Genomic DNA, 25,807 nt, shown 5'->3' with positions numbered 1-25,807 from the left:
CGTCGCCTAGTCCATCACGTCACGGACGCGGGTGTTCTCGTGTCCGGCGAGCAACGCCTGGTTGGAGTTCTTCATGTGCCGCTGCCAGTGTGCCGCCGCCCCGGGGCCGTCGCCGGCGCGGACGAGGTCTACGAGCTTCTGATACGAGCGGATCAGCTTGGTGAACTGCGACCGCGGCATCGGCCCCTCGTGGATCGTGCTGGCGATGTGCCGCTCCGCGATCTCGTGGAGCATCCCGGCGATCATGGCCATCGCCGAATTGCCCGACAACTCGATCATGCGCCGGTGGAAGGAGACCGTGGCCTGCGCCAGGGTGTCGTTCTCGTAGGCGTCCTTCAGGTCCACGTCGATGATCTTCTGCAGCTCGTCGAAGGCCTCGGTGTTGCCGGTCTCGGCGAGCATCTCGGCGGCGGCCGGCTCGATCACCTCGCGGGCCTGCATGACCTCCTTGAGCGAGGTGCCCGACAGTTCCAGCAGCAACCCGGCGGGCCGGGCGACGATCTCGGGACCCGGGATTCGGATGCGCGCCCCGGTCCGGGACCCGCGCCGCACCTCCACGAGACGCTCGGACTCCAGGACGCGCACCGCCTCGCGCAATGTCGGTCGGCTGACCTGGAAATGCGCCATGAGCTCGGCCTCGTGCGGCAGGAAGTCGCCCTCTTTGAGCTGGCCGTCGACGATCATCCGGCGCAAGGTGCGTGCCACCAGTTCGGCGGTCTTGGGGGACCGGATCGCTCCCGAGGTCGTCGTGGGCACCATCATGGGAGCCAGGTTGACGGGTTTGGTCATCGTAACCGTCCTCAGGTTTCGCCGGGCATCTGATACACACAGTTGTCAAACCGAGTGATACAAGTGCAGTTTACCGAATCGCCGCGAGCCGGTCGGCGGCGAAGCCGATCGCCGTCTCGGTGAAGCGTGCCCGGGCCCTGCGTCCGACGAGGAAGCTCGGACACGAGAGGAAACCGACCTCGGGCAATTCGCTTCGGGTGGCGAGCATCTCGCGCGCCTGTGCGGTGTCGCCGCAGATCGCGATTGACCACAGCATCTCGTCGGACACGTGATCACCGATGGTGGCCGGAGACTCGCGGAAGGTCCGGCGGATCGCGGCGACCTCATCCTGCCATCCGTGCAGTTCGACCAGCGGGTCGTAGGTCTTGACCGTGAGATAGAAGGCGATCTGCCGCCGTGCGGCCGCGATCGCGCCCTCGGGATCGTCGTCGTCGACGGCGGTGATGATCCATCCCCAGCGCTTGAGGTCCGCGACGGACCGGCCGGCGTCGGCGGCCCCGATCGCGAGGCCGGGAGCCACGGACTCCGACCACCAGCGGTCGGTGAAGATGCCATGGCCGAGGATTCCGTCGGCGTCGCGGCCGACGACGCGAACCATGTGTTCGTTGAACGCACCGATGAGAATCGGGACATCGAGCCGCCCGAAGACCGGGGCGCGGACGTCGGCGTCGATCGAGTAGAAGCGGCCCCCGAAAGCGATACGTTCGCCGTTGTCCGCCGCGAGGAATGCGCGGATCGCACGGATGAGCTCGGACATGCGCGGCGCGGCATGCGACGAATCCACTCCGAACCAGTCACGATTCATGCGGAAACTACCCGCACCCAGGCCGAGGAACACCCGGTCCGGGGCGAGACGATGGAGGTGTCGCAATGCCGACGCGTGGACGAACGGGGAGCGGGCGAAGGCATACGCGATCCCCGGCCCCACGGCCGCCGACGATGTGCCCAGCGCCATCTCGGCGGAGGTGACGTACGCGTCGACGTCGGCGAACTCACCCGTGCAGAAGGCGACCGCTCCGGCCGACTCGGCGGTTCGGGCGAGTTCGGCGCCCGGCCAGGGAAGACCCCACTCCATCGCATCCTCCGCACGTCGCTGGGCCGGGCTGTTCGATCGAACCAACCCGTCGGTCAGTTACATGCAGGATAACTTAGTAATACAGGTAAAGTGCCAAATGGTGTCGATCCGTGAGACAGCGAGGAGAGGTATGGGCGTCGAAGGTTTCGAGACGGTGGAGGTGGCGCTGTCCGACCACGTCCTGACGATCACCCTGAACCGCCCCGAGGCGCTCAACTCGTTCAACGGGGCCATGCTCGACGAGTTCAAGCGACTGTGGGACTTCGCGGCCACCACCGATGACGTCCACGTGATGGTGTTGCGCGCCAACGGCGATCGGGCGTTCTCCACGGGAGTCGACGTCAAGGAGGGGTTCGAACTCCACCAGAATCCGTTCAGCCGCGTCGATCCCGGGGTCTACCTGTCCCCGAAGCTCAACCGCTGCTGGAAACCGCTCATCTGCGCGGTGCACGGTATGGTCGCCGGCGGCGCGTTGTACTGGCTCAACGAGGCCGACATCATCATCGCGGCCGATGACGCACAGTTCTTCGACCCGCACGTCTCCTACGGCCTCGTCGCCGCCCTCGAACCCATCGGTCTGGTGCGCCGCATCCCGATCGGCGAGGTGTTGCGGATGACGCTGCTCGGGCTCGACGAACGCATGTCGGCGCGTCGCGCACACGAGATCGGATTCGTCACCGAAGTCCTGCCGCGCGACCGGCTCTGGGGTCGCGCCGCCCAGCTCGCGGAGCGGATCGCGGCGAAACCGCCGGTCGCGGTCCAGGGTTCGGTGCGTGCGATCTGGGAATCGCTGGACGCGACGCGCTCGCACGCCCTCGCGACCGGCCTCTCCTACACCGACATCGGCAATCCGATCTCCACACAACAGGTCTCACGAGGCGAGGTTCGTCATGACGGTTTCGATGTCCGCTGAGCTGGAGGCCGTCACCGACGCCTCGTCCGACGAGGACTTCCGTCGGCGCGTCCGCGAGTTCATCGCCGCGCACGCACCGAGGATCCCGCGGCGGGCAGGGGTGCGCAGCGCCGAGAACGAGCAGGAGCTCGCCGAACTCAAGGCGTGGACCGCCGAGCTCTACGGCGCGGGCCTCGCCGGTGCCGACTGGCCCGTCGAATACGGCGGCAGCGAGGACTATTCGCCGCGCCGAGACATCATCGTGGGGGAGGAACTCGCACGGGCGGGCGTCCCCGGGGCCCCGAGTGCCGGCACCCTCGTCGCGCATGCCCTGATCGGACACGGAACCGACGACCAGCGTCGCCGGCATCTGCCCGCCATCCGCTCGGGCCGCGAACTGTGGTGTCAGCTGTTCAGCGAACCGGGCGCCGGCAGCGACCTCGCCTCACTGCGCACCCGCGCCACGAGGGTCGACGGCGGCTACCGGATCAGCGGCCAGAAGGTCTGGACGACCGACGGGCACTGGGCCGACCACGGCTATCTGCTGGCCCGCACGAATCCCGATGCGCCCAAACACCACGGCATCACGGCGTTCATCCTCGACATGTCCGCGCCGGGCGTCTCGGTCCGCCCGCTGCGGGAGATCACCGGCACGACGGACTTCAACGAGGTCTTCTTCGACGACGTGTTCGTTCCCGAGGACGCGATCATCGGCGAGGAGGGGCAGGGCTGGCGCATAGCGTCGGAGACCCTGAGCCGCGAACGCACGAACGTCGGCGCGATCGTGGTGAGGCTCGAAATGAATCTCGCCGCAATCACCGAACTCGCACGCACGGTCGAGATCGACGGCGCACCGGCCATCTCCGACGGCGCTGTACGGGAGCGCCTCGGGGCGTTCACCGCCGAGGCGACCGCGCTCGCCGCCCTCACCACCGCGACCATCGAACGCTGGCTGTCCGGCGCGGAACGGATCCACGACGCCGCGATGGGCAAACTCATGTTCTCCGAACTGAACCTGGCGATGGCCGAGTTCGCGCTCGACCTGTGCGGCGCCGCCGGTCTGGAGATCATGCCGGAGATGCACCGCTGGCAGGACGAGTGGCTCTATGCTCGCGCGTTCACCATCGCCGGCGGGACGTCGGAGATCATGCGGTCGATGATCGCCGAGCGCGGACTCGGAATGCCCCGTAGCTGAGAACGCCCCGTAGCCGAGCGGTCCTCACACGACGAGCGCGCGGCGCCGGGCGCGCACGGTGCCGTCGATGTTGCCGTTCACCTTGATCCGCCGCAGGAACAGGTGCAGGTCGTGTTCCCAGGTGAACCCGATGCCACCGTGGACCTGCTGCGCCAGCCCCGCAACCGAGTTCGCCGCATCCGCGGCATACGCCACGGCGGCGTCGACGGGCCGACGACGGTCCGCCTCGTTCGTCGACGACAGCGCGCGAACCGCGGCGTCGAGCGTCGCCTGCGCCGCGGACACCTTCACGGCCATCGTCGCGCAGTGATGCTTGACCGCCTGGAACGAGCCGATCACACTGCCGAACTGCTCACGCTGAGCGGCGTATTCGACGGTGCGATCGAGCAGTTCCGTGGCGGCCGCCACCGAGTCGAGGCCCGGTGCACGGCGACGGCATCGCGGTAGCGCGACGCCGTTCCCCCCGGCAGCGGAGCCCGGGCGGCCGAGTCGTCGATGTCGACACGGGCGCGGGCCCACGGCCGGGTCAGGTCGAGCGTGCGGATCGCCTCGACCTCGACACCGGCACCCTCGGGGGTAACCACGAGGCGGTCGTCGTCGCCGAGGATGACCACCGCACCCGCGACGGAGCCGGGAAGCGCGACGAAAGCGGCGGTGTCACCGGCGATCCGGCCGCCGCCGAAGGTCACGCGATAGGGGGGCGGTCAGGACCGTCACGTACCGTTCGCCCCTTGTGTGAGAGGCGACGAGCTCGTCGAGTCCCGCCGCCTCGAGCAGCCATGCGCCGAGTGCGAGGTCGGCCACCGGCAACGACGAGGCGGCACGGCCGTGTCGGACGGTCAGCACCGCGACATCGGCCTGGCAACCACCGGCGTCCGCGGTGAGGATCGAGGCCAAGCCGGACTCCGCGACGTGGACGAGCACACGCGGATCGATGGACTCCAGACCCTCCGGCGCGTTCGTGCGCAGATACTCGATGGGGTTGTTGCGCACCAGCCAGGCGCGTTCGGACTCGGCGAGGTCGCGCTGTTCCGCGGTCATCATCGGACCATTCCGTCTCACACTTTCTACGCTCACCTAGTAAACTATGTAATCTACCTAGGCGGCCACGCTACGCGGTGCTTCACAGGTTCTCACCCGAATAGGACTCACTCGATGACTTCGAAGAACGCGACGGCCGGGATCCCGCACTCGCTCGACCGGTTGTGGGAGGCCCCGGACGACGCCCGCATGGTGCACGCCGACGGCCGATGGTTCACCTGGGGGCAGATGCGTCGACTCGTCGAGGACATCGAGAAGGCGCTCGACGCCGACGGACTCGGCACCGGAGCCCGCATCGGGGTCGTGTCCGGCAACTGGCTCGAGTCCGTCGCCGCGGTCATCGCGGTGCTCCGCACCGAACGCACACTGGTCACGCTCAGCCCATTGCAGCCGACCGCTCGCCTCACCGCCGATCTGCGTCAGAGCGCCCCGGATGCGGTCCTCGCCCTACCGCGCCACTGGGACGAACCCGCGTTCGCCGCCGCGGCGAGCGACGCCAAGGCATTCGGCCACGTCCTCGCGTTCGACGCCCCGGTGGTCACCCGCCTGACGGGCACCGCGCCCGCAGCAGCCGAGCGCCGCGGCGTCGCGATCGAGATGCGAACCTCCGGAACCACCGGCACTCCCAAGCGAATTCCGCTGACCTACAAGCAGATCAACGCATCGCTGCACTCGGCGGTGGCCCATGCGGGTGTACGCGCTTCGCTGGTCCCGCCGTTCACCGGACAGCCGACGCTGATCACGTTGTCCATCGTGCACATCGGGGGCATGTTCGCACTGCTGCAGGGACTGGTGCAGGCCCGGCCGCTGGCGATTCTCGAGCGGTTCACGGTGGACGGCTGGACGGCCGCGATCCGTGACCACCGCCCGATCGTGGCGGGCCTGCCGGGCGCCGCGATCGGGACCGTCCTCGACGCCGACGTGCCTCCGGCCGACCTGTCGAGCCTACGGGCGCTCAACGTCGGCACCAGCCCGGTCGATCCCGCGCTGGTCGACCGGTTCTACGAGAAGTACGGCATCGCGATCCTCATCGTGTACGGCGCGACCGAGTTCTCCGGCGCGGTCGCCGGCTGGACGATCACGGACTTCCGGGAGTCGTGGTCGCAGAAGCGGGGAAGTGTCGGCCGGGCGTTCCCCGGTGTCGAGCTCGGCGTCGTCGACGAGGTCGGGAACGAGCTGCCGGTCGGCCGCACCGGCCGACTTCGCGTCCGCTCGGTCCAGTCCGGGCGTGAGGGGGAGTGGCTGACCACCAGCGACCTCGCCCACCTCGATCCCGACGGCTTCCTCTACATCGACGGCCGCGCCGACGACGTCATCATCCGTGGGGGCTTCAAGGTCTCGCCCGATGTGGTCGCCCGGGCGCTGAGGACCCATGAGAGCGTCGCCGACGCCGCGGTGGCCGGCGTGGACGACCCCCGGCTCGGGCAGGTGCCGGTGGCGGGCGTCGAACTCCGCCGGGACGCACCGCCGCCCACCGGAGACGAGCTGCGCGACCACTGCCGAACCCATCTCACCCCCTACGAGGTCCCGGTCGCCGTGCACGTCCTCGACGAGCTGCCACGCAGTCCCTCGCTCAAGGTCGACCGGCGACGCCTGCTCGAACTGTTCGAAAACGCCCGGCGCAATGGCGAACTCGCCGCGAACACGTCCACCCGGGACCTACAGTCGTCGATGGGAAAGGACTAGACGATGACCGACTCATGCACTGCATCCACACCGGCCGGCCGTGTCGCCGGAAAGGTCGCCCTCGTCACCGGCGCCGCGCGCGGACAGGGACGCGGCCATGCGATCCGCCTCGCCGAGGAGGGCGCCGACATCATCCTGTTCGATCTCTGCCACGACATCGACACCAACGGCTACCCGCTCGCCACGTCTCGCGATCTCAAGGAGGCCGCCCTCGAGGTGGAGAAGACCGGCCGTCGCGCGATCGCGACCGAGGTCGACGTGCGCGATCGCGCCGGCCTGGACACGGCCGTCGCCGCCGCGGTCGCCGAGTACGGCCGGCTCGACGTCGTCGTCGCCAATGCCGGCATCTGTCCGCTCGGCGACGGCCCGGTCGAGGCGTTCGCCGACGCGTTCGACGTCGATCTCGTGGGCGCCACCAACACCATCCACGCCTGCATTCCATACCTTCGGGAGGGTGCGTCGATCATCGCCACCGGCTCGGTCGCGGCCCTGCTGGCCGCGGGGTCGCAGGGCGGTCCGTCGGGTGCCGGCGGTGCGGGGTATGTCCTGGCCAAGCAGATGCTGACCACCTACATCCACACCCTCGCGAAGGTACTTGCACCGAAGTCCATCCGCGCCAACATCATCCACCCGACGAACGTGAACACCCCGATGCTGCAGAGCGCGCCCATGTACCGCCAGTTCCGGCCCGACCTCGCCGACCCGGGACCCGATGACGTCACGGCGGCGTTCGCGTCGCTGCAACAGATGCCCGGCGTGCCGTGGATCGAACCGGGTGACGTCAGTGAGGCGGTCGTCTATCTCGCCTCGCCCGAGTCCCGTTACGTCACCGGCCTCGACCTGACCGTCGACGCCGACGCGACCCTGGGCCGAGGAGTCCGCTGATGACCACCACCGAGAGGCCCGACACGACGGGCAGGATCACCGACGAGGACATCGAGCGGGCCAAGGCCCAGATCGGGATTCCGGTCCGCCAGCGCGACATCCCGTGGAACAAGGTCCCGCAATCGGATTCGATCAGCCACTTCGCGTTCGGCTGCGGCGACGACAATCCGCTCTTCCACGATCCCGAGTACGGTCGGAACACGCGCTGGCACGGACAGATCGCACCGCCGACCTTCCCGATCACCACCGGTATCGACCAGACGCCGCCGTTCACCGACGAGTACCACAAGAAGCTGTTCCGAGGCCTGTTCCGCGGGACCGGAAAGTATTACTCGGGCGTGAAATGGACGTGGTACCAGCCGATCTATCCCGGGATGACGGTCTATTCGGAGACCTTCACCCTCGACGTCGAGGTCAAGCAGAGCTCGTTCTCCGGCGGCCGGTCGGTGAAGGAGACCTACCGATACCTCTACGTCGACGCGTCGGGCCGGCCGGTCGCCACGCGCGACGAGTCGTACATCAACGCCGAGCGCAGCGGTTCCAAGAAGGCCGGAAAGCTCAAGAACATCGAACGCGAGCGCTGGACGCCGGAGAAGATGGGGGAGGTCGAGAAGGCCTACGAGGACGAGGTCCGGCAGGGCGCCGAACCGCGGTGGTGGGAGGACGTCGCGGTCGGCGACCGGGTGCCCGCCGTGATGAAGGGGCCGCTCGGCGTCGTCGACATCATCAGCATGCACATGGGTTGGGGCTGGGGTGGTTACGGGATCGGCCCACTCAAGTACGCCCACCAGGCCCGCAAGCGCATGCCCGCGTTCTACGTTCCCGACGAGTACGGCATGCCCGAGGTGGTCCAGCGACTGCACTGGGATTCCGCACGCGCCCGGGAGCTCGGGATCCCCGCCGCCTACGACTACGGCCAGATGCGCGCCGCCTGGGTGAGTCACCTGCTCACCAACTGGATCGGCGACGACGGCTGGCTGTTCGACATGGACCTGACCATGCGCGGCTTCAATTATCACGGCGACACCCATCTGTGCACGGGCCGGGTCGTCGAGAAGGGTGCGGGCCCTCGGGACCCGGTCACCATCGAGGTCGCCGCGACCAGTCAGCGCGGCGAGGCGACGACGCAGGGGACCGCGAAGGTGCTCTTGCCGTCCCGCGACCTCGGGCCCGTGATCCTGCCGGAACCCGACGAGGCGCTGCGTGTGCGCGCGGCTCAGGTCGTCAGCCGGATGGGCGGCAAGGTGGGCGAGTTCGTACGACAGCAGAACCTGGACCGGCTGGATCTGGACTAGCACCAGCCGATTTGCGTCGGGAAGGGGCTGTACGTGGTGGCGAGGCAGATGCCGCGGAAACTTCCGCGGCAGGAACGTTCGCAGCGCATGGTCGCCCGGATCCTCGACGCATGCGCCACCCTGCTCATCGAACGCGGCTACGACGGTGTGTCGACGCACCGGATCGCGCAGGAGGCCGAGATCAGTCCCGGGAGTCTCTACCAGTACTTCCCGAACAAGGACGCCATCGTCGCGGTGACGGTCGAGCGGATGATCCAGAAGATCGCCGGCGAACTGCTGGCCGCGCTCGAGATCGAGGCCGCCGCACCGCCCGCCGAACAGATCACGTCGATCGTGAACGCAGCTCTCACCGCGGCCGAACAGAACCGCGAGCTGGTGCGGGTGCTCGTCGAACAGATGCCACGCCTGGGCGGGTCCACCGAGATACGGCGAGTGGAGGATCGCTCGCGCGAGATGATCGCGCAGTATCTGCTGACCGGACCGGTCGGCGACGATCCGGACCGCCCTCCCACTCTGGTCTGGATGGCATTTCAGGCCGTGCAGCAGCTGAGCATTCGGTACGTTCTCGATCAGCCGGACATACCCCGCGACGAGTTCGTCTCCGAGCTGACCCGTCTGCTGGTCACGCTCGTCGCGCCGGAGGCGTAGCCGCACCGCAGCTGGGACAGGCGCTCGATTTCGGCAAATCATATACAAGAGTTGTCTAACTAGGTAATCTTTGCTCGTCCGCTTGCGAGTGATGCAGACAACAGTCGGGGTAGGGAGTTCGAATGGCCATGGCGTTCGATCCGCAGCGCGGGCCCGAGCACGGTGAGTCCGCCGACGAGATCGGAACCTCCCGGCCACACGGGGCCATCGACGAGATCGGGGACTGGAGCACCGGCTACGTCCGGCGCCATCCCAAGGCGTCACTCGAAACGGTCGGTGAGCAGTTCGTCCTCGGGGTCCGGTCGATCCAGTGGTTGTTCGTCGACCTGGCGACCCGGCGCTTCCCCTATCGGGAGTTCGTCGAACAGGCCGCGTTCATGGCGCGCACCGCCGTGCTGCCGACGCTGCTCGTCGCGATACCCATCGGCGTGACCCTGTCCATCCAGTTCGCCCTGCTCGCCGGGCAGGTCGGCGCGACGTCGCTCGCCGGCGCCGCCAGCGGACTGACCGTGATCCGCCAAGGTGCCCCGCTCGTCGCCGCGATCCTCATGGCCGCGGCGGTCGGGTCCGCGATCTGCGCCGACCTCGGCTCCCGGCAGATCCGCGAGGAGATCGACGCCATGGAGGTGATGGGCGTTCAGGTGGTCCGTCGTCTCGTGTCGCCGCGCCTGGCCGCCGGCATCGTCGTCTCGCTCGCCCTCACCGGGCTCACCTGCTTCGTCGGCTTCTTCGCCGGATATCTCTACAACACGTTCGTCCAGGACGGGACGCCCGGCAGCTTCGTGACGACGTTCGCCTCGTTCGCCACGGTGGGCGACTTCATCCTCACCATGATCAAGGCGGTCGTGTTCGGCGCCATCGTCACCATCGTGGGATGCCAGAAGGGGTTGTCCGCCAAGGGAGGTCCCGCCGGCGTCGCGAATGCGGTGAACGCCTCGGTGGTGGCATCGATCCTGCTGCTGATGATCGTCAACGTCGTCTTCACCCAGGTCTACGAGCTGGCCTTCCCACGGCAGGGGTTCTAGATGACGGTCGCTCGGTACTACCCGCCGGGAGTCGGGCCGGTCGTGGTCCGACTCCGCCGCCTGGGCGAGCCGATCACCCAGATCGGCCACATGATGACGTTCTTCCTGCGCGCGCTGTTCTCGATCCCGCAGATGCTGCTGCACTACAAGCGCGAATTCGCCCGCGTGCTCTCGGATGTCACGTGGGGCAACGGGTCGATCGTGGTCGGCGGCGGCACCGCGGGCGTGATCATCGTGCTCGGCGCGACCGCGGGCGCCGTGGTGGGAATCGAGGGATACAGCGCCCTCGAACTGCTCGGCATGGGACCGGCCACCGGCTTCATCTCGTCGTTCGCGTCCACCCGCGAACTCGCGCCGATCATGGCGGCCCTGGCCTTCGCCGCCCAGGCCGGCTGCCGATTCACCGCCCAGCTGGGCGCCATGCGCATCTCCGAGGAGATCGACGCCATGGAGGCGATCGCGCTCCGCCCGATCCCGTACCTGGTGACGACCCGGCTGCTGGCCTCGATCGTCGCGGTCATCCCGCTCTACATCGTGTGCCTCGGCGTCAACTACCTCGTCTGCCAGCTGGTCGTCAGCTTGTCCGGAGCCGGATCGTCCGGCACCTACCTGCACTACTTCACACTGGTGCTCAGCGGCACCGACATCGCCTATTCTGTCCTCAAAGCCGTTGTGTTCGTGTCGATCACAACGACAATCCAGTGTTACTACGGCTACTACGCCTCCGGTGGCCCGCAGGGCGTCGGGGTGGCCGCCGGCCGGGCGATGCGGACCGCGATCACCGTCATGATCATCGTCAACATGCTGCTCACCATGGCGCTCTGGGGCGTCAATGCGGGCGCGAGGTTCGGAGGCTGACATGCGGTTTCCGTACGAGAGCGAACGCCGGCTGGGCGATGAGCACCTGTTCCTGCGCGGGCTGGCCACGATCATCGTGGCAGCGGTCGTCGTGGGCGTGCTCATCGCCAAGTCAAACGGCGACCTCGACGAGTACGTCGAGGTGAAGGCGATGCTGCAGGAGGTCGGCGACGGCCTGCCGACGCGGTCGGACGTCAAGCACCGCGGCGTGCTGGTCGGTTCGGTCGAGGAGGTGCACCCGGCCATCGAAGGGGGCACCAATGTCGTCGACATCAACCTGAAACCGGGTTACGCCAAGGGTATTCCGTCGACGGTCACCGCGCGGGTGGTGCCGGGCAACGTCTTCGCCGTGTCGTCGATCCAGCTGATCGACAACGGTCCGGCACCGGCGATCAGCGACGGCGCCGAGATCCCGCAGGACGACAGCGAGGCGACGATCCAGTTCCAGACCGCGCTGACCAAGCTGCGCGACATCGTCCGGGCGATGAGCCGGGAGCGGTCGGACGACACCATCGGTGTCTTCACCGCACTCGCCGAGGCCACCGACCGACGCGGCGACGACCTCGTCCGTGCCGGACGCCAGCTCGAGCAGATCGTCACCGAGACGAACACCCTCATGGAACCCGGCGACGGTCCGTCGACCATCCGGGCGTTCAACGAGGCCGTGCGCGGCCTGGACCGATCCGCGCCGGATCTGCTCGAGGCCGTGCACAGCTCGGTTGTCCCGCTGCGCACCGTCGCCGAGAAGGAGATGGCGCTGACCAACTTCCTGGCCGCCGGCGCGAAGACCATCGAGACCGCCGTGACGGCGCTGGACAACAACACCGACCGGATGATCACCATCTCGACCAACCTCACCCCGGTGATCGGCGTGCTCGCCGACAACGCACCGTCGTTCGTGCCGATCACCACCCGGCTGGCCGACGTCGCACACCGGTTCAACGAACACGTCTACGACCCGGAGACCGGACTCGCGACGTCGAAGATGATCCTGTCCCTGTCACCCAACCGCACCTACGTGCGCGCCGACTGCCCGCGGTACGGCGAACTCGAGGGCGCCAGCTGCAAGACGGCACCGGTCGCCGCACGGCCCTATGGCTTCCCGAAGAAGCTCGACCCCAAGAACTACAAGCTGCCCGCCGGGTACGAACTGCCGCCCGGCCACAAGCTGCCCCCGGGCCTGATCGGCGGCAACGTCGGGCCGGTCGGCAGCAAGGCCGAACTCGAGCAGCTGCGCAAGATCCTGGGCAAGGACGCCACGCCGGCTGCGCTGATGATCCTCGCGCCGCTGCTGCGCGGCATGAACGTCGAGCTGCGCCCGGGCACCGGCGCACAGAAGCGGCCTGCACGCAAGCCGAACGCATCCGGCCAGGACGCGCCAGGGGAGGGGGCACCGCGATGAGCACGTTCAAGAAATCGCTGATCACGCTGTCGGTGTTCCTCGTCGTCTCGCTGGTCCTGAGCTGGTTCGTGTTCGTCACTCTCCAGCGCAACGTGAACGGCGAAACCCGCTCCTACCGTGCGGTGTTCACCGATGTGAGCGGCCTGCGGACCGGCGACGACGTCCGGGTCGCCGGTGTGCGGGTCGGAAGGGTCGACAAGATCGAGCTGGTCAAGGACGTCGCCCGCGTGACCTTCAAGGTGCAGGCCGACCAGACCCTTTACACCAACACCCGGGCATCGGTGACCTACCAGAACATCATCGGCCAGCGGTATCTCGGGCTGCTGGCCGGTCCGCCGGATCCGAACGCGAAGCCGTTGGAGGAAGGAGGCGAGATCCCGGTCGGACAGACCGAGCCGTCGTTCGACATCGCGGGCCTGCTCAACGGTTTCGAGCCGCTCTTCTCGGTGCTCGATCCCGATCAGGTGCAGAACATCTCCCAGACGATCATCACCGCCCTGCAGGGCGACAAGGGTTCGCTGACCTCGCTGATCGCCCAGACGTCCACCCTCGCCGAGTCGTTCGCCGGTCCCGACGACGTACTCGGCGACCTCATCGTCGGACTCGACGAGGTGACGGCGTCCCTCGCCGGCCAGTCGAGCAGCGTCGAGGTGCTGATCGGCCACATGCGCGATGTGTTCACCGCATTGAACAACCGGCAGGGTGAGCTCGTCGAACAGATCGATCAGATCAGCTCGACGATCGGACGAACCGCGGTGTTGTTCAACAACATCGAACCGAGCCTGTCGGCGCTGATCGCGCGGGAGCCCGGATTCACCGGCCACATGGTGAGCAACGCCGAGAAGTTCGCGTACCTGTTCTACAACGTGCCGCTGGCGATGAAGGGCCTCGCCAGGTTCTCCCAGGAGAGCACCGCGGCCAACGCGTACATCTGCAATGTCAACGTCACGATCATCCCCGGGTTGTCGCACCTGATCCCCGGCATCGTCGCCGGGGCCACCCCGGGCGGGAAGATCCAACAGTCCCCGATCTGCAGGTGACCATGCTGAACAAGATGAGTTCGTTCACACGCCCGTCGCTGCCGAGGTTTCCGCGGCCGGAGTCCTTCCTGCGCAACCCGTTCCGGGGCCGCCTCGAGGACAAGAGCAGGTTCAAGCTCGGCGTCGCGGCCATCCTGATCCTGTCCCTGGTGGTGCTCGCGATCGTCGGCGTCGGAAAACTCGGTTTCGGCGACAAGACCTACCGCGCCCAGTTCGCGCAGGCGGCGCAGATCTCCAGCGGTGATCAGGTGAGCGCCGCGGGCGTGCCGATCGGCACGGTCACCGGGGTGGAGCTCGCCGGCGACCACGTGGTCATTTCGATGAAGATCGACGGCGACGTCGCACTCGGCTCCGAGACCAGGGCCGCCATCAAGCTGACCACTCTGCTCGGCTCGCGCTACGTCGAGATCCAACCGGCCGGCGAGGGCGAGATCCCGGACAGGGTGATCGATCTCGCGCACACGTCGGTGCCCTACGACCTGCAGCAGGCACTGGCGAACGCCACCACCACCTTCGAACAGGTCGACGCCCGACGCATCGCGGACTCGATGAACGTGCTCTCCGACCAACTCGACGGTGCGCCGTATGTGATCCCACAGGCCTTGAAGAACATCGAGAACCTGTCGTCGATCATCGCCGACCGGCGCACGCAGATCGGGCAACTGCTCGACAGCACCAACGAGCTGACCACCGCAATCCGCGACCAGCAGGTCGCGCTGGGGCAGATGGTCATCCGCGGTGAACAGCTCGTGAACCAGCTCGTGACGCGGATCGAGGCGCTGCGGAAGCTGATCCGGTCCACCACGCGACTCATCGGGAACCTCCACCAGATCGTCGGGGTGCAGGGGCCGCAGGTGACCCAGCTGCTGCAGAACATGGAGACCCTGCTGGTCGCGGTCGCGAAGCGCGAGGACGTCCTCCGCAACACGCTGCAGATCCTCCCGGTGCCGATCCGCAACTTCGCCAACGCCACCGGCTACGGCAACAACCTCGAGTTCGGCGCTCCTGCAGGAGCCCTCGTGGACGCATGGATGTGTGCGGTCAGCGGGCAGGCCCGCATGATGTCGCTCGCCGAGTATTTCAAGGAGTGCAAGTGATGTCGGGGTGGATCATCTCGAGGTGCGTCACGCACCCGGTCCTCATCCTGCTGGCGGCCGCCGCCCTCGTGGCGACCGGATGCTCGATCTCGTCGAACCCCCTCGCCGAGAAGATCACCGTCACCGCCGAGTTCGACAACGCCAACGGTCTCTACGTCGGCAACGCGGTCGACGTCCTCGGGATGAAGGTCGGCACCGTCAAGGCGATCGAGGCCAAGGGCGGCTATGCGAAGGTCACCCTGGAGATCGACAAGGACATCAAGATCCCGGCGGACGCCGAGGTCGTCACGGTCTCCACATCGATCCTCACCGACCGCCACGTCGAACTGACGCCTGTCTACAAGGAGGGTCCGGTGATGAAAGACGGTGATCTGATCGGCCTCGAGCGGACCCGGACCCCGGTCGAGTTCGACCGGATCCTCGGCATGGTGGAGCGACTGTCGGCCGAGCTCGGCGGCAACGGGGAGGGTGAGGGGCCGATCGCGAACCTCATGGCCGTCAGCGTCTCGATGACCGAGGGCAACGGGCAGGCGATGCGTGACGCGCTCGGCGACCTCGAGCGCGCACTGCGACTCGGCGAGGACGGCGGCGCACGGTCCCGGGAGAACATCACCGCCATCGCCGAGAACCTCGCCAGACTCAGCGACGCCGCGGCGAAGAACGACGCGGTCATCCGCGATCTCGGTTCCGGTTTCGCGCAGTTGTCGTCCTTCCTGGCCTCCGAGGATCTCGGGACCGGCACCACCGGCAAGCAACTCAACGAGTTGCTGAAGGAGACCCAGGCGCTGCTGATCGCCAACCGGGACACGATCAAGAACACACTGGCCGGCACCAACACCGTGACCACTGCAATGGTCGACTACCGGCGCAACCTGTCCGAGTTCTTCGACATGGCGCCGATGCTCATGGACAACGTCTACAACGCCATCGACCAGGAGGCCGGTGCGCTCCGCGTGCACGGCCTGGTCGACAAGCTCCTGCTCGACGGTCAGGCCGTCAAGGAGGTGTGCAACCTCCTCGGTCTACGCGGTTGCTCCACCGGCACACTCCAGGACTTCGGCCCGGACTTCGGTGCCACGTCGATCCTCGCCGCGCTCGTGAGGAACGCGAAATGATCGGCCGGGCACGTAGGGTGAGGACACCCGTCGCGGCCGTCGCCGTCGGGGTCGCCGCGATCCTCGGCGTGAGCGGGTGCGGAGTCGGACTCGAACAGCTCCCGTTGCCGGCGCCCGGTGCATCCGACGCCACCTACACACTCACCGCGAAGTTCACCAATGCGCTGAACCTCCCACAGGGTGCGAAGGTCAGGGTGCTCGGTGCGGACGTGGGGTCCGTGGCGTCTATGAAGGCCGACGACTTCACCGCCGTCGTCGACCTCCGGATCCGGGAGTCGACGTCGCTGCCGGTCGGCACGCGTGCCGAATTGCGTTCGGCCACACCGCTCGGCGACGTCTTCGTGGCCCTAGAACCACCACCCGAGGGTCGGGACACCAAGAAGGGTTTCCTCCGCAACGGCGACGAGTTGACGGTGAACGACACCTCCTCGGCCGCCACCGTCGAAGAGGTCCTCGCCACCAGTGCACTGCTGGTCAACGGCGGTGCGGTGCGCAACATGGTCAAGGTGGTCAACGGACTCGGCGAGGCGGTGGGCCCTGACGGCCGATCGGTCGCCGACCTCGTCGACGAGTCCACCGACCTCATCGCCACGCTGTCGCACAGGTCCGGTGAGATCACCCGAGCAATGCGCAACACCGGCAGCCTTTCTTCGACTCTCGGTGCGCGACACCGGGATCTGTCCGACGCGATCAACGCCGCGGCGCCCGCGATGGGCGCGCTGTCGGCAAACACCGGGCAGGTCCTCGACATGGTCGCCAATGTCGAGCGGATCAGCGAACTGATCGGCCGGTTCCCATCGGTGAAGGGCACCGACCACCGCAGCACCGTCGCCGACATGAACAAGCTCTCGTACTGGTTCAACCAGGCGTCGCTGAATCCCGACGCCGACCTCGACGCGGTGAACTCGATCCTCGGCCCCCTGATCAAGGCGTCGAGCTCGACGTCGGCCCACGCCAACATCGACATCCAGGGCATCGCGATCGGCGTGGTCGCCGACCCGAACCACAAGGCCGACCCGGGGATGCGGGTCCCGGACGTCACCGACGTGGTCAACGTCATCGGGAGCATCAGCTACCTGCTGGACAAGCTCTACCAGCAGTCGACGGGAGGTCGCTGATGAACGTGGTGCGGAGAGCAGCCGAGCCCGTGGCCGCCGGCATCGTCGGAACCGTCCGGTGGGGCAGGACGCACCGACTCGTCCTGTCCGGCGTCGCATTGGCCCTGACGCTCGTGCTCGGAACCGCCTACATCCTCTTCGGGGCGCTGCGCATCGACCCCGGTGCGAGCCAGATGACCATCCGCGTCAACCTGCCGAACTCCGGCGGACTACTACCCGGGCAGGACGTGACCATGCGCGGCGTCTCCATCGGCCGGGTCTCCGCGGTCGACCTGAGCGAGGACGGCGTGGTGGCCGTGGTGCGGGTCGACTCACAGACGCGCATCCCTGCCGACACCGCCGTCCGGGTGTCGGGCCTGTCGCCGGCGGGCGAGCAGTATCTCGACTTCCGGCCGGACGACGACCAGGGTCCGTATCTGGCGAACGATGCGGTCGTCGACGCCGACCGGACCACCACGCCCCCGTCGATCGCCGATGTGCTCGCCTCGCTCGAGGGCACGCTCGACCAGATCGACCCGAAGGACCTCGAGATCATCGTGAACGAGCTCGGTGTGTCGCCGCAGGGTGTGGAGAAGCTCGACAGCATCGTCGACGGCGGGATCTTCATGCTGTCGACCCTGCACACCGCGTTGCCGAACACGACGTCGCTGCTGAAGTCGAGCAAGGTCATGCTCGCGACCCTCGGGGAGACCGCCCCGGCGATCCGACGGATGTCGGCGGACCTGCGCAACGTGTTCACCGGGGTCGAGAAGATGGAGGGCGGCTACCGGAAACTCGTCGACCAGGGGCCGGGGACGCTGGGCGCCGTCGACAACCTGTTCGCCGACAACTCGCCCACGATGGTCCAGTTGCTGGGCAACCTCGTGACGATCTCCAAGCTCTCCTACCTGCGTGTGCCCGCGCTCGAGGCGATCTGGCCCGAGCACCGCGGCTCGGTCCTCGAGGCCATCGGCTCGACCTTCCGCGACGGCGGCACCTGGGGCATCGTCGACGTTTACGAGCGCTACGTCTGCGACTACGACCTGCCGCGCAAACCGCCGGCCATCCCGGACTATCCGGAGCCGTACCTGTACACGTACTGCAACGACCCCGACCCGGCGATCCTCGTCCGCGGCGCGCGCAACGCCCCGCACCCGCCGGGGGAGGAGTACCTCTCCGGGCCGCCCGAGGGCGTCGACCCGACTGCGACCGCAGATCCGACCCCGCGTGGGCCACTGTCGATTCCCACGCCCTACGGAGGACCGAAGGTTCCGCTGCCACCGCCGCCGCAGTGACACCCGGCGACCCGATGCCCGCAGAGCCTCCGCCTCGAGAAAGGACCCACCATGAAGACCGACACCCAGACCGAGATCGACACCTCCGTCGAGACCGACTCGACCGAGAACGCCCCGCACACAACCGAAGTGGAGACGATCGATCCCGACGCCATCGACACCGAGGACACCGTCGACTCTGTCGACACCGAGGACACCGTCGACTCTGTCGACACCGAGGACACCGTCGACTCTGTCGACGAGGACGCGGCCACCGACGCCGCACCGGCCGAGTCGTCGTCGGGTGGGACCACGGTGAAGAAGACCGCGGTGAAGAAGAAGTCGATCGCGAAGAAGTCGCCGAAGACCTCCGACGCCGACGGCACCGACGACGCGGCGAATCGTCCGGTCGGCCGCAAGCCCACCGGATTCGGTTGGCGTCGCGTCGGTGTCGGCCTCCTGGCGGTGTTCGCGATCGCCGCGGCGACCCTCGCGATCGTCTTCGGGGTCCAGCTCAAGAACCGGGTCGACATCGAGAATGCGGGCCAGGAGGCGCTGCGGACGGCGAAGGACTACGCGGTCACCCTCACCAGCATCGACACCCGCAACCTCGACCGGGACTTCCAGCGGGTTCTCGACGGGGCCACCGGCGAGTTCAAGGACATGTACGCCAGCTCGAGTCAGCAGCTCCGACAGCTCCTCGTCGACAACCAGGCGACGGGCAAGGGCGTCGTCATCGACGCGGGCATCAAGTCCCAGGCGGAGGACAAGGTCCAGGTCATGCTGTTCGTCGACCAGACCGTCACGAACACCGCGACGCCCGATCCCCGGCTGGACCGCAGCCGCATCGTGATGACCATGGAGAAGGTCGACGGCCGGTGGCTCGCGTCCAAGGTCGAGCTGCCCTGACGCCTCGTCCAAACAGCACCCGCCGACATAGGTGACGAAGTAACCTATGTGAACCGGGGCGCCCGACGACGGCGCCGGCACACGGCGGGAGACGACGATGCAACAGACCCTCAAGGCCCTGGCCGAGACCTCACTGGCGATCTCTCCCTGGGCACCCGCGCCCAAACCCACGAGTTTCGCCGAGGTCGATGCGGCATTCGTGACCAAGGTGTTCGGCGCCCGGGTCCCCGGCGCCGTCGCCGAGGGCGTCACGCGGATCGGCGGCGATTCCGGGACCACCGACCGCAATCGCATCGCCGTCGATTGGAACCGCGTCGGCCGGGACGCCGGACTGCCGACCAGCGTCTTCGTCAAGTCGACACCGCTCAACGCCAAGAACCGGACGATGGTCGCCGCCCTCGACATGGCGGTCAACGAGGTCCGGTTCTACGACCAGATCCAGCCCCGGCTCGACGACACGATCGCACCCAAGGCGTACTTCGCCCACGCCGGCCACGGGGCGCGCCACCTCCTTCTCCTCGAGGACCTCGAGGCGGCCGGCGCGTCGTTCCCGTTCAGCATCGAGGAGATCACGCTCCCCGGCGTCGAGGCCATCATGCGGACCCTGGCACGGGTGCATGCGCAGTTCTGGAACAGCCCGCGCCTCGCGTCGGAACTTCCGTGGATCGCACCCGAATCGGGCCGTCCGGGATTCCCACTGTTGCTGTGGCAGTTCCGCAAGGTGCGCAAGACGATCCTGAACGACGACAGTTACGACATCCCGCCCGCGGTGCGCCGCATGGCCGAGTTCGCGAACCAGAACGACAAGGCGCTCCATGCCAGATGGGAGCAGGGCCCCCAGACGTTGCTGCACGGCGACTCCCACATCGGCAACACCTATCTCAAGCCCGACGGCACCGCAGGGCTGCTCGACTGGCAGGTCATCCATCGTGGTCCGGGCCTGCGCGAGGTCAGCTACATGATGACCCACTCGACGCCGGCCGCGATCCGGCGCGGCAACGAGGAGAAACTCCTCCGCGCCTATCTCGACACCCTGGCCGACGAGGGAGTCGAGAACCCGCCGACCTTCGATGAGGCGTGGGAAGGACTGCGGTTCTTCGCATTCGACGCCTGGGACTCCATCGCCATCTGCAAGGTGTGGCCCGGACTGCAGCCGCCGGACCGCGTCGAACTCGCCTTCGAGGCGGCCAATTCGATGGTCGAGGACCTCGAGGTCGACAAGGCGATCAAGCAGGCGCTGGCCTGATCGCCTACCGGGCCGGTGCCCGCTTGGCGAACCAAATGCGAGCACTTGTCGCGATCTCACCCTGGAGACAGTTCGTCGTGGGCCCAAATAGGTTGTGCCACAAGGTGATAACCAGCACTTCGCTGCACCGGACGACAGGCGAAACGCGAATGGAATGCGACTGATGTGTCGCGTTATTCTCGGTCGCATGGTGATCCAGGACACAGTGCGGCCGGTGGCGCAGACACCCACGACGGAGCCGGCGCCGCTCGGTGCGCCGCGCAAGCGAACCTTCTTCGACTGGGCCGTGGACAAGTCGTTCCAGGGCATCCGCGACGAGTTCTTCCGGAACGTCCAGTTCTCGGAGCCGAAGGGGGACCCGGGATGGTTCGGTCCCCGCTCCGCGGTCTGGTACATCCACGAGCACCTGCCGACGATCCAGATCGCCATGGGCGCCGCCGCGATGATGGAGACGCTGCACCCCGACATGGCATGGATGGCCTACGAACACACCCGGGCCATCGAACGCGTGAACGGCGTGCCCACCGGGCGTTTCGACGAGAAGGCGATGCAGTCCCGGTCAGGTCACACGCTCTCGTTCTTCTTCGGTGTGGCCATGGCATCGACGCCGGTCGCCGAGCGCGTCACCCGCACGGTACGGGCGATGCACGACCGCGTCGAAGGCGTTCGCCCGGACGGGCGTGCCTATCGTGCCGGCGATCCAGACCTGCTGACCTGGAACTACTGCACCCAGGCATGGGCCATCGCCGCGGCACACGAGCGGTATCACCCGAACCCGCTCGGCCCGGACCGGATGGCCGAGTTCTTCCGCGACTACACCAAGATGGGGCGCGAACTCGGCGGCGCGAACGTGCCGACGACCAAGGAAGGCGTCGACCAGTACCTCGCGGACTCACTTCCGTACCTCGGCGTGACCATGCCGACCGTCGAGTTGCTGAACCCGACCGCTCCCTGGCGGTACCCGGCCTGGCAGCGCCCCGTGATGTCCCTCGTCGACTGGGCGATCCAGGACCTGCACCCCGAGTGGGCTCAGCGGCTGATGAACACCAGGAAGTACCCGAAGCCGATCGCCGCGGCGCGTCGTCGGACGGTCAAGGCTCTCTTGAACGGCTTCCGCGACGGGAAGATCAAAGAGGTCTACGAGGCGTACGAACGGATGGGGGCGACTCCCCAGAGCTGAGCCGATCGGACGCGGAGCCGGTCGGGGCCGACGGGGCCGACCGGGGCGCTTCCGCGGTGATGTTGCTGCGGGGCGCGGCCGGCGTTGACATGCAAGTGGCGACTTGCCTATTGTCGGGCGGTGGCCGACGTGTTCCACGCACTCGACGATCGGACGCGGCGTGCGATCCTCGACGAACTCGCCGGCCGCGACGGTCAGACGCTGTTCGAGATCTGCGGCCGACTGACCATGCGCCACGGACTCGACCTGACCCGCCAGGCGATCTCCCAGCATCTCGCCGTGCTGGAGGAGGCCGAGTTGATCCACACCGAGAAGCGCGGACGTTCCAAGTTCCACTACTTCGACCCGACACCGCTGCAACTCATCGCCGAACGGTGGCCGGCCCCACGAAAGGACAATTCATGAGAATCGCGTTGACCTCGATCTTCGTCGACGACCAGCGCGAGGCGCTCGAGTTCTACACGGAGGTCCTCGGTTTCGGGAAACGCCACGACATCCCGTTGGGGGAGAACTCGTGGTGGCTGACCGTCGTGTCCCCGGAGTCTCCCGACGGACCGGAGCTCCTGCTCGAACCCGCGGGCCATCCGGCCGTCAAGCCGTACCGCGATGCGTTGGTGGCGGATGGAATCCCGCTGGCACAGTTCGCCGTCGACGACGTGTACGCCGAGTACCAACGTCTGCGTGAGCGCGGTGTCGAGTTCACCCAGGAACCGACCGATGTCGGCACCGCGGTGGTCGCCGTCTTCGACGACACGCAGGGCAACCTCATCCAGATCGCCGCGGAGAAGCCGTCGGCGGCCTGAATCGCGTCAGGGGGGCGGTCACCCCCGGATGCCGCGCCGGGTACAGACCGACCGCGCCGACGCCCGGCAACCGGAACCCGGTGAGGACCCCAACCCTGATCCGACACCTCGTCGAACCCGACGCCTTTCGCCAACGACGACTCCATCGTCTCCTCGAGGTCGGTGCGGTTTACTGGACGGATGAGACCCTTCCTCCCCGGCCGGGCGTCGGCGGCACTCGCCGGCGTCGCAATCGCTGCCGTCGTATCGGGTACCGCGCCGGCCGGCACGACCACGTCGGCGGCGCCGGCCGTGTTCGCGCCGGGCACCGAGGGCCTCGAGCCGGCCCTGGCCGGTGCGTATACGGTCGCCGCGAACGAGGCGCACGCACAGGGGGTTACGCTGTGGATCACGTCGGGGAAGCGATCCGACGCCGAACAGCGCCGGTTGTGGCGCGACGCGATCGCCGCCTACGGCAGCCCCGAGGCCGCACGACGCTGGGTGCTGCCGGCCGAGGAGTCCCCGCATGTACGTGGCAAGGCGGTCGACGTCGGACCGCAGGCGGGTGCCGCGTGGCTCGAACGCAATGGTCATCGGTGGGGGCTGTGCCGCACGTTCGTGAACGAGTGGTGGCATTTCGAACTCGCGACGACGCTGGGCGCAGCGTGTCCGCCGATGTGGCCGGATGCGGCGGTACGCGCCGACCGTCTCGCCGGACGCAACCGCTGAACCACAGGCGCAGCCATCTGAGACATCGGGTTTCCGAATTGTCCTGAAATCTGCGTGGCGTTCACGCCGCCCTGCGTAGGGTGTGATTCAGACAACATCTTGTCGATCACGCACGTCTGACACGGGAGCCGCTGATGACCGCCAGCACCGAAGCCGCCACCGATCTGACCGCCGAGCCGTACCGCTCGCGCCGCAACCACTGGAACAACCAGGTTCACCGGCACGCATTCATGACACCGGACAAGGTCGCGATCACCTACCGGGACCAGCACACCACCTGGAAGCAACTCGACGACCGTTCCCGCGCCTTCGGTGCGGCACTGCATCGGCTCGGGGTTCGGTTCGGTGACCGGATCCTGATGGCGCTGCTCAACCGAACCGAATACATCGAGGCGGTGTTGGGTGCCACGCTCATCGGCGCGATCCCGGTCCCGGTGAACATCCGGATGAGCCCGGCCGAGGTCGCATACCTGGTGTCGGACAGCGGCGCAAAGGTGATCGTCACCGAGACGATGCTGGCCCCGCTCGCCGACGCCGTGGCCTCCTCGACCGGCACCATCGAGAACCTGATCGTCGTCGACGGCAGCGACAACCCGAATCATCTCGAGTACGAGAGTCTGCTGGCGCCGGGTGACGCGGACCTGCCGCTCGTGGACGTCCCCGAGGACACCGTCGCGGCGATCATGTACACCTCGGGCACCACCGGAAAGCCCAAGGGCGCAATGCTCACCCATCTGAACTTCCACGCGCAGGCGGTCACGACGATGGCCACCACGGCATCCGCGGACTCCGACGACGTGGCATCGGTGGTGCCGCCCATCTTCCACATCGCGGGACTCGCGGCCTTCGCGCCGGTGTTCTATCGCGGGATCCGGGCGGTCATCCATCCGCTCGGCGCGTTCGATCCCGACGAGATGCTGGACACCCTCGAAAGGGAGGGCACCACATCGGTGTTCATGGTGCCGGCACAGTGGCAGGCGGTGTGTGCCGCCCAGAAGGCGCGTCCGCGCAAGCTCCGTCTCCGCAACATCAGTTGGGGTGCCGCGCCCGCGTCGGACACCGTGCTCAACGCCATGGCCGAGGCGTTCCCCGAGGCCGCGAACATGACCGCATTCGGACAGACCGAGATGTCGCCGGTGACCTGCATCCTCGAGGGGAAGGATGCACTGCGCAAGCAGGGATCGGTCGGCAAGGTGGTGCCGGCCGTCACCGCCCGCATCGTCGACCCGCTGATGAACGACGTGAGGCCCGGAGAGGTGGGGGAGATCGTCTACCGCGGACCCAACCTGATGAAGGGCTACTGGAACAAGCCCGAGGAGACCGCGGAAGCGTTCCGCGGCGGCTGGTTCCACTCCGGCGACCTGGTCCGCCAGGACGAGGAGGGCTTCCTGTACGTCGTCGACCGCGCGAAGGACATGATCATCTCCGGCGGCGAGAACATCTACTGCGCCGAGGTCGAGAACGTGCTCTTCGGCCACCCGAAGATCCGGGAGGCCGCGATCATCGGTCGCGCGCACGAGAAGTGGGGAGAGGTACCGGTTGCGGTCGTCGTTCTCGAAGAAGGTGTCGAGGACCTGACACTCGAAGAACTCGAGCCGTACCTGAACGAGAACCTGGCACGGTTCAAGCACCCGAAGGACCTGGTCATCATCGACGAGTTGCCGCGCAACGCCGGCGGCAAGGTCGTCAAGCCCAAGCTGCGGGAGAAGTACGGCAGCAAGGATGCCGGCCTGCGCTGATCGGCGGGCCGGCCGGCGCAGAGTTCTCCGAAACGACGTCTCATACGATGTGCTCGCCGATACTGGTCGGTGTCGCGTGCGACGTCGGTCGATGGGGTGAGGCGGTGGTTCCGGTGTGCGACTACTTCGCGAGCTTCGCCTTGGCCAACTGCCGTCCCTGGCGACGGTACCGCCAGATGAAGTAGGCGACGAGCGCGAAGACGAGGGCACCGAAGATCACGCCCCACAGCGAGGCCGCGCGGAATCCCGGCGCGTCTACGTCGAAGATGCGTTCACCGGCGTGTGCGCCGTTGCCGCCACCGGCGACGACGGCCATCGTCAGCAGGTTCGGGATGGCTGCGACCACGCCGAGCGCCGCGAACGCGATGGTCGGGATGTTCTTCAGGCGACTGCGGTTCAGGAACGACAAGGTGAAGAACAGCAACGGCAGGAACGTGCAGACGAACCCGATCACCAGGCCGGTCCATACTCCGCTGGCCATCGAACCGTTGACCCGGCGACCGATCTGTCCCGCCCACCAGCGGGGCAGGAACGCCTCGAGGATGAAGTAGGTGACCACCAGCAACGCGGCGATGATCAGGCCTATGACGACCTTCTTGACGACGGAGTTCGCCCGTTCGGCGACCGTCGGTCCGGGGGCGGTGCCGGTGGCCGGACCTCCGGTCGGCGAGGTCTCCGGGAAGGTCGACTCCGGCAACCCCGTGGAGGCCGGAACCGAACCCGCGGGCGTGTATCCGGTCGGCTCCGACCGAGGTGCCGAGAACTGCTCGTTGCTCATGTGCCCGAGTGTAGGCGCGATGTGCCACTC

Annotated in this window: 27 protein-coding genes; 21 read left to right on the top strand and 6 right to left on the bottom strand. The window is 67.5% G+C overall.

Going from position 1 to position 25,807, the window contains the following annotated elements:
* Positions 1-6: 6 nt before the first annotated feature.
* Together ABFT43_RS14005 and ABFT43_RS14000 are read right to left on the bottom strand one after the other, a co-directional pair.
* Positions 7-789, bottom strand: coding sequence for a FadR/GntR family transcriptional regulator (locus ABFT43_RS14005; RefSeq protein WP_347960967.1), 783 nt, complete (start codon positions 787-789; stop codon positions 7-9).
* 70 nt (positions 790-859) lie between these two features.
* A complete protein-coding gene (locus ABFT43_RS14000; protein ID WP_347960966.1) occupies positions 860-1,864 on the bottom strand; it encodes an LLM class flavin-dependent oxidoreductase in 1,005 nt (334 codons plus the stop codon).
* A 130-nt stretch (positions 1,865-1,994) separates the two neighbouring features.
* Here ABFT43_RS14000 and ABFT43_RS13995 point away from each other — a divergent pair, with 130 nt between their 5' ends.
* Both ABFT43_RS13995 and ABFT43_RS13990 read left to right on the top strand, forming a co-directional pair.
* Entirely contained in the window at positions 1,995-2,777 is a 783-nt protein-coding gene (locus tag ABFT43_RS13995) for an enoyl-CoA hydratase/isomerase family protein (RefSeq protein WP_347960965.1), read from the top strand.
* Positions 2,755-3,951, top strand: a complete 1,197-nt coding sequence (locus ABFT43_RS13990) for an acyl-CoA dehydrogenase family protein (RefSeq protein WP_457590154.1) — start codon at positions 2,755-2,757, stop codon at positions 3,949-3,951. Before ABFT43_RS13995 ends, ABFT43_RS13990 begins: the two co-directional genes overlap by 23 nt.
* Before the next feature lie 24 nt (positions 3,952-3,975).
* Here ABFT43_RS13990 and ABFT43_RS13985 read toward each other — a convergent pair whose 3' ends face one another.
* The 3 genes from ABFT43_RS13985 to ABFT43_RS13975 are packed head-to-tail and all read right to left on the bottom strand — an operon-like array spanning position 3,976 to position 4,992.
* Positions 3,976-4,359 carry an acyl-CoA dehydrogenase family protein gene (locus ABFT43_RS13985; protein WP_347960963.1) on the bottom strand — a complete coding sequence of 128 codons (384 nt, stop codon included), beginning with the start codon at positions 4,357-4,359 and terminating at the stop codon, positions 3,976-3,978.
* On the bottom strand, positions 4,287-4,640 hold the full coding sequence (locus tag ABFT43_RS13980; RefSeq protein ID WP_347960962.1) for a hypothetical protein: 354 nt from the start codon (positions 4,638-4,640) through the stop codon (positions 4,287-4,289). Before ABFT43_RS13980 ends, ABFT43_RS13985 begins: the two co-directional genes overlap by 73 nt.
* Positions 4,609-4,992 (bottom strand): hypothetical protein, encoded by a 384-nt coding sequence (locus ABFT43_RS13975; protein WP_347960961.1) that lies wholly within the window; start codon positions 4,990-4,992, stop codon positions 4,609-4,611. The genes ABFT43_RS13980 and ABFT43_RS13975 overlap by 32 nt, the downstream gene beginning before the upstream one ends.
* 114 nt (positions 4,993-5,106) lie before the next feature.
* Here ABFT43_RS13975 and ABFT43_RS13970 point away from each other — a divergent pair, with 114 nt between their 5' ends.
* The 19 genes from ABFT43_RS13970 (at position 5,107) to fadD5 (ending at position 24,999) form a co-directional block, all read left to right on the top strand.
* Positions 5,107-6,678 (top strand): class I adenylate-forming enzyme family protein, encoded by a 1,572-nt coding sequence (locus ABFT43_RS13970; protein WP_347960960.1) that lies wholly within the window; start codon positions 5,107-5,109, stop codon positions 6,676-6,678.
* Positions 6,679-6,681: 3 nt separating this feature from the next.
* Entirely contained in the window at positions 6,682-7,563 is an 882-nt protein-coding gene (locus ABFT43_RS13965) for a mycofactocin-coupled SDR family oxidoreductase (RefSeq protein ID WP_347960959.1), read from the top strand.
* On the top strand, positions 7,563-8,858 hold the full coding sequence (locus ABFT43_RS13960; RefSeq protein ID WP_347960958.1) for an FAS1-like dehydratase domain-containing protein: 1,296 nt from the start codon (positions 7,563-7,565) through the stop codon (positions 8,856-8,858). The genes ABFT43_RS13965 and ABFT43_RS13960 overlap by 1 nt, the downstream gene beginning before the upstream one ends.
* A 48-nt stretch (positions 8,859-8,906) precedes the next feature.
* Positions 8,907-9,506, top strand: a complete 600-nt coding sequence (locus tag ABFT43_RS13955) for a TetR/AcrR family transcriptional regulator (protein ID WP_347960957.1) — start codon at positions 8,907-8,909, stop codon at positions 9,504-9,506.
* A 122-nt stretch (positions 9,507-9,628) separates the two neighbouring features.
* A complete protein-coding gene (locus tag ABFT43_RS13950) occupies positions 9,629-10,531 on the top strand; it encodes an MlaE family ABC transporter permease (RefSeq protein WP_347960956.1) in 903 nt (300 codons plus the stop codon).
* Complete coding sequence (locus ABFT43_RS13945; RefSeq protein ID WP_347960955.1) at positions 10,532-11,389, top strand: ABC transporter permease; 858 nt, start codon at positions 10,532-10,534, stop codon at positions 11,387-11,389.
* A 1-nt stretch (position 11,390) separates the two neighbouring features.
* Complete coding sequence (locus ABFT43_RS13940; RefSeq protein ID WP_347960954.1) at positions 11,391-12,791, top strand: MlaD family protein; 1,401 nt, start codon at positions 11,391-11,393, stop codon at positions 12,789-12,791.
* Entirely contained in the window at positions 12,788-13,831 is a 1,044-nt protein-coding gene (locus ABFT43_RS13935; RefSeq protein WP_347960953.1) for an MlaD family protein, read from the top strand. The genes ABFT43_RS13940 and ABFT43_RS13935 overlap by 4 nt, the downstream gene beginning before the upstream one ends.
* A 14-nt stretch (positions 13,832-13,845) precedes the next feature.
* Positions 13,846-14,928, top strand: a complete 1,083-nt coding sequence (locus ABFT43_RS13930) for an MCE family protein (protein ID WP_347960952.1) — start codon at positions 13,846-13,848, stop codon at positions 14,926-14,928.
* Entirely contained in the window at positions 14,928-16,043 is a 1,116-nt protein-coding gene (locus ABFT43_RS13925; protein WP_347960951.1) for an MlaD family protein, read from the top strand. Before ABFT43_RS13930 ends, ABFT43_RS13925 begins: the two co-directional genes overlap by 1 nt.
* A complete protein-coding gene (locus ABFT43_RS13920; protein ID WP_347960950.1) occupies positions 16,040-17,161 on the top strand; it encodes an MlaD family protein in 1,122 nt (373 codons plus the stop codon). Before ABFT43_RS13925 ends, ABFT43_RS13920 begins: the two co-directional genes overlap by 4 nt.
* A complete protein-coding gene (locus ABFT43_RS13915; protein WP_347960949.1) occupies positions 17,161-18,435 on the top strand; it encodes an MlaD family protein in 1,275 nt (424 codons plus the stop codon). The genes ABFT43_RS13920 and ABFT43_RS13915 overlap by 1 nt, the downstream gene beginning before the upstream one ends.
* Before the next feature lie 51 nt (positions 18,436-18,486).
* The gene (locus ABFT43_RS13910; protein ID WP_347960948.1) at positions 18,487-19,323 is read left to right on the top strand and encodes a hypothetical protein; all 837 of its coding nucleotides are present in this window, start codon (positions 18,487-18,489) and stop codon (positions 19,321-19,323) included.
* Positions 19,324-19,420: 97 nt separating this feature from the next.
* Positions 19,421-20,569: a phosphotransferase gene (locus tag ABFT43_RS13905; RefSeq protein ID WP_347960947.1), complete on the top strand. Its 1,149-nt coding sequence runs from the start codon at positions 19,421-19,423 to the stop codon at positions 20,567-20,569.
* A 187-nt stretch (positions 20,570-20,756) separates the two neighbouring features.
* Positions 20,757-21,749 (top strand): oxygenase MpaB family protein, encoded by a 993-nt coding sequence (locus tag ABFT43_RS13900; RefSeq protein WP_347960946.1) that lies wholly within the window; start codon positions 20,757-20,759, stop codon positions 21,747-21,749.
* A 120-nt stretch (positions 21,750-21,869) separates the two neighbouring features.
* Positions 21,870-22,154 (top strand): ArsR/SmtB family transcription factor, encoded by a 285-nt coding sequence (locus ABFT43_RS13895; RefSeq protein WP_347960945.1) that lies wholly within the window; start codon positions 21,870-21,872, stop codon positions 22,152-22,154.
* Entirely contained in the window at positions 22,151-22,552 is a 402-nt protein-coding gene (locus tag ABFT43_RS13890) for a VOC family protein (RefSeq protein WP_347960944.1), read from the top strand. Before ABFT43_RS13895 ends, ABFT43_RS13890 begins: the two co-directional genes overlap by 4 nt.
* Positions 22,553-22,732: 180 nt before the next feature.
* Positions 22,733-23,260, top strand: coding sequence for a M15 family metallopeptidase (locus tag ABFT43_RS13885; protein ID WP_347960943.1), 528 nt, complete (start codon positions 22,733-22,735; stop codon positions 23,258-23,260).
* A 134-nt stretch (positions 23,261-23,394) separates the two neighbouring features.
* Positions 23,395-24,999: a fatty-acid--CoA ligase FadD5 gene (gene fadD5, locus ABFT43_RS13880; protein ID WP_347960942.1), complete on the top strand. Its 1,605-nt coding sequence runs from the start codon at positions 23,395-23,397 to the stop codon at positions 24,997-24,999.
* Positions 25,000-25,120: 121 nt separating this feature from the next.
* Here fadD5 and ABFT43_RS13875 read toward each other — a convergent pair whose 3' ends face one another.
* Positions 25,121-25,777, bottom strand: a complete 657-nt coding sequence (locus tag ABFT43_RS13875) for a hypothetical protein (protein ID WP_347960941.1) — start codon at positions 25,775-25,777, stop codon at positions 25,121-25,123.
* Positions 25,778-25,807 lie beyond the last annotated feature (30 nt).

Source organism: Gordonia aurantiaca (assembly GCF_039939235.1).
Taxonomy (GTDB): Bacteria; Actinomycetota; Actinomycetes; order Mycobacteriales; family Mycobacteriaceae; genus Gordonia.
This window is presented reverse-complemented; position numbering and strand designations above follow the sequence as displayed.

What these genes read in the sequence shown, in the direction of transcription:
- ABFT43_RS14000 (WP_347960966.1), bottom strand. Translation starts at nt 1,864, where the DNA reads ATGGAGTGGGGTCTTCCCTGGCCGGGCGCCGAACTCGCCCGAACCGCC.
- ABFT43_RS13940 (WP_347960954.1), top strand. Translation starts at nt 11,391, where the DNA reads ATGCGGTTTCCGTACGAGAGCGAACGCCGGCTGGGCGATGAGCACCTG.
- ABFT43_RS13935 (WP_347960953.1), top strand. Translation starts at nt 12,788, where the DNA reads ATGAGCACGTTCAAGAAATCGCTGATCACGCTGTCGGTGTTCCTCGTC.
- ABFT43_RS13950 (WP_347960956.1), top strand. Translation starts at nt 9,629, where the DNA reads ATGGCCATGGCGTTCGATCCGCAGCGCGGGCCCGAGCACGGTGAGTCC.
- ABFT43_RS13875 (WP_347960941.1), bottom strand. Translation starts at nt 25,777, where the DNA reads ATGAGCAACGAGCAGTTCTCGGCACCTCGGTCGGAGCCGACCGGATAC.
- ABFT43_RS13960 (WP_347960958.1), top strand. Translation starts at nt 7,563, where the DNA reads ATGACCACCACCGAGAGGCCCGACACGACGGGCAGGATCACCGACGAG.
- ABFT43_RS13945 (WP_347960955.1), top strand. Translation starts at nt 10,532, where the DNA reads ATGACGGTCGCTCGGTACTACCCGCCGGGAGTCGGGCCGGTCGTGGTC.
- ABFT43_RS13925 (WP_347960951.1), top strand. Translation starts at nt 14,928, where the DNA reads ATGTCGGGGTGGATCATCTCGAGGTGCGTCACGCACCCGGTCCTCATC.
- ABFT43_RS13915 (WP_347960949.1), top strand. Translation starts at nt 17,161, where the DNA reads ATGAACGTGGTGCGGAGAGCAGCCGAGCCCGTGGCCGCCGGCATCGTC.
- ABFT43_RS13890 (WP_347960944.1), top strand. Translation starts at nt 22,151, where the DNA reads ATGAGAATCGCGTTGACCTCGATCTTCGTCGACGACCAGCGCGAGGCG.
- ABFT43_RS13920 (WP_347960950.1), top strand. Translation starts at nt 16,040, where the DNA reads ATGATCGGCCGGGCACGTAGGGTGAGGACACCCGTCGCGGCCGTCGCC.
- ABFT43_RS13910 (WP_347960948.1), top strand. Translation starts at nt 18,487, where the DNA reads ATGAAGACCGACACCCAGACCGAGATCGACACCTCCGTCGAGACCGAC.
- ABFT43_RS13965 (WP_347960959.1), top strand. Translation starts at nt 6,682, where the DNA reads ATGACCGACTCATGCACTGCATCCACACCGGCCGGCCGTGTCGCCGGA.
- ABFT43_RS13995 (WP_347960965.1), top strand. Translation starts at nt 1,995, where the DNA reads ATGGGCGTCGAAGGTTTCGAGACGGTGGAGGTGGCGCTGTCCGACCAC.
- ABFT43_RS13975 (WP_347960961.1), bottom strand. Translation starts at nt 4,992, where the DNA reads ATGACCGCGGAACAGCGCGACCTCGCCGAGTCCGAACGCGCCTGGCTG.
- ABFT43_RS13905 (WP_347960947.1), top strand. Translation starts at nt 19,421, where the DNA reads ATGCAACAGACCCTCAAGGCCCTGGCCGAGACCTCACTGGCGATCTCT.
- ABFT43_RS13970 (WP_347960960.1), top strand. Translation starts at nt 5,107, where the DNA reads ATGACTTCGAAGAACGCGACGGCCGGGATCCCGCACTCGCTCGACCGG.
- ABFT43_RS13900 (WP_347960946.1), top strand. Translation starts at nt 20,757, where the DNA reads ATGGTGATCCAGGACACAGTGCGGCCGGTGGCGCAGACACCCACGACG.
- fadD5 (WP_347960942.1), top strand. Translation starts at nt 23,395, where the DNA reads ATGACCGCCAGCACCGAAGCCGCCACCGATCTGACCGCCGAGCCGTAC.
- ABFT43_RS13930 (WP_347960952.1), top strand. Translation starts at nt 13,846, where the DNA reads ATGAGTTCGTTCACACGCCCGTCGCTGCCGAGGTTTCCGCGGCCGGAG.
- ABFT43_RS13955 (WP_347960957.1), top strand. Translation starts at nt 8,907, where the DNA reads ATGCCGCGGAAACTTCCGCGGCAGGAACGTTCGCAGCGCATGGTCGCC.
- ABFT43_RS14005 (WP_347960967.1), bottom strand. Translation starts at nt 789, where the DNA reads ATGACCAAACCCGTCAACCTGGCTCCCATGATGGTGCCCACGACGACC.
- ABFT43_RS13885 (WP_347960943.1), top strand. Translation starts at nt 22,733, where the DNA reads ATGAGACCCTTCCTCCCCGGCCGGGCGTCGGCGGCACTCGCCGGCGTC.
- ABFT43_RS13990 (WP_457590154.1), top strand. Translation starts at nt 2,755, where the DNA reads ATGACGGTTTCGATGTCCGCTGAGCTGGAGGCCGTCACCGACGCCTCG.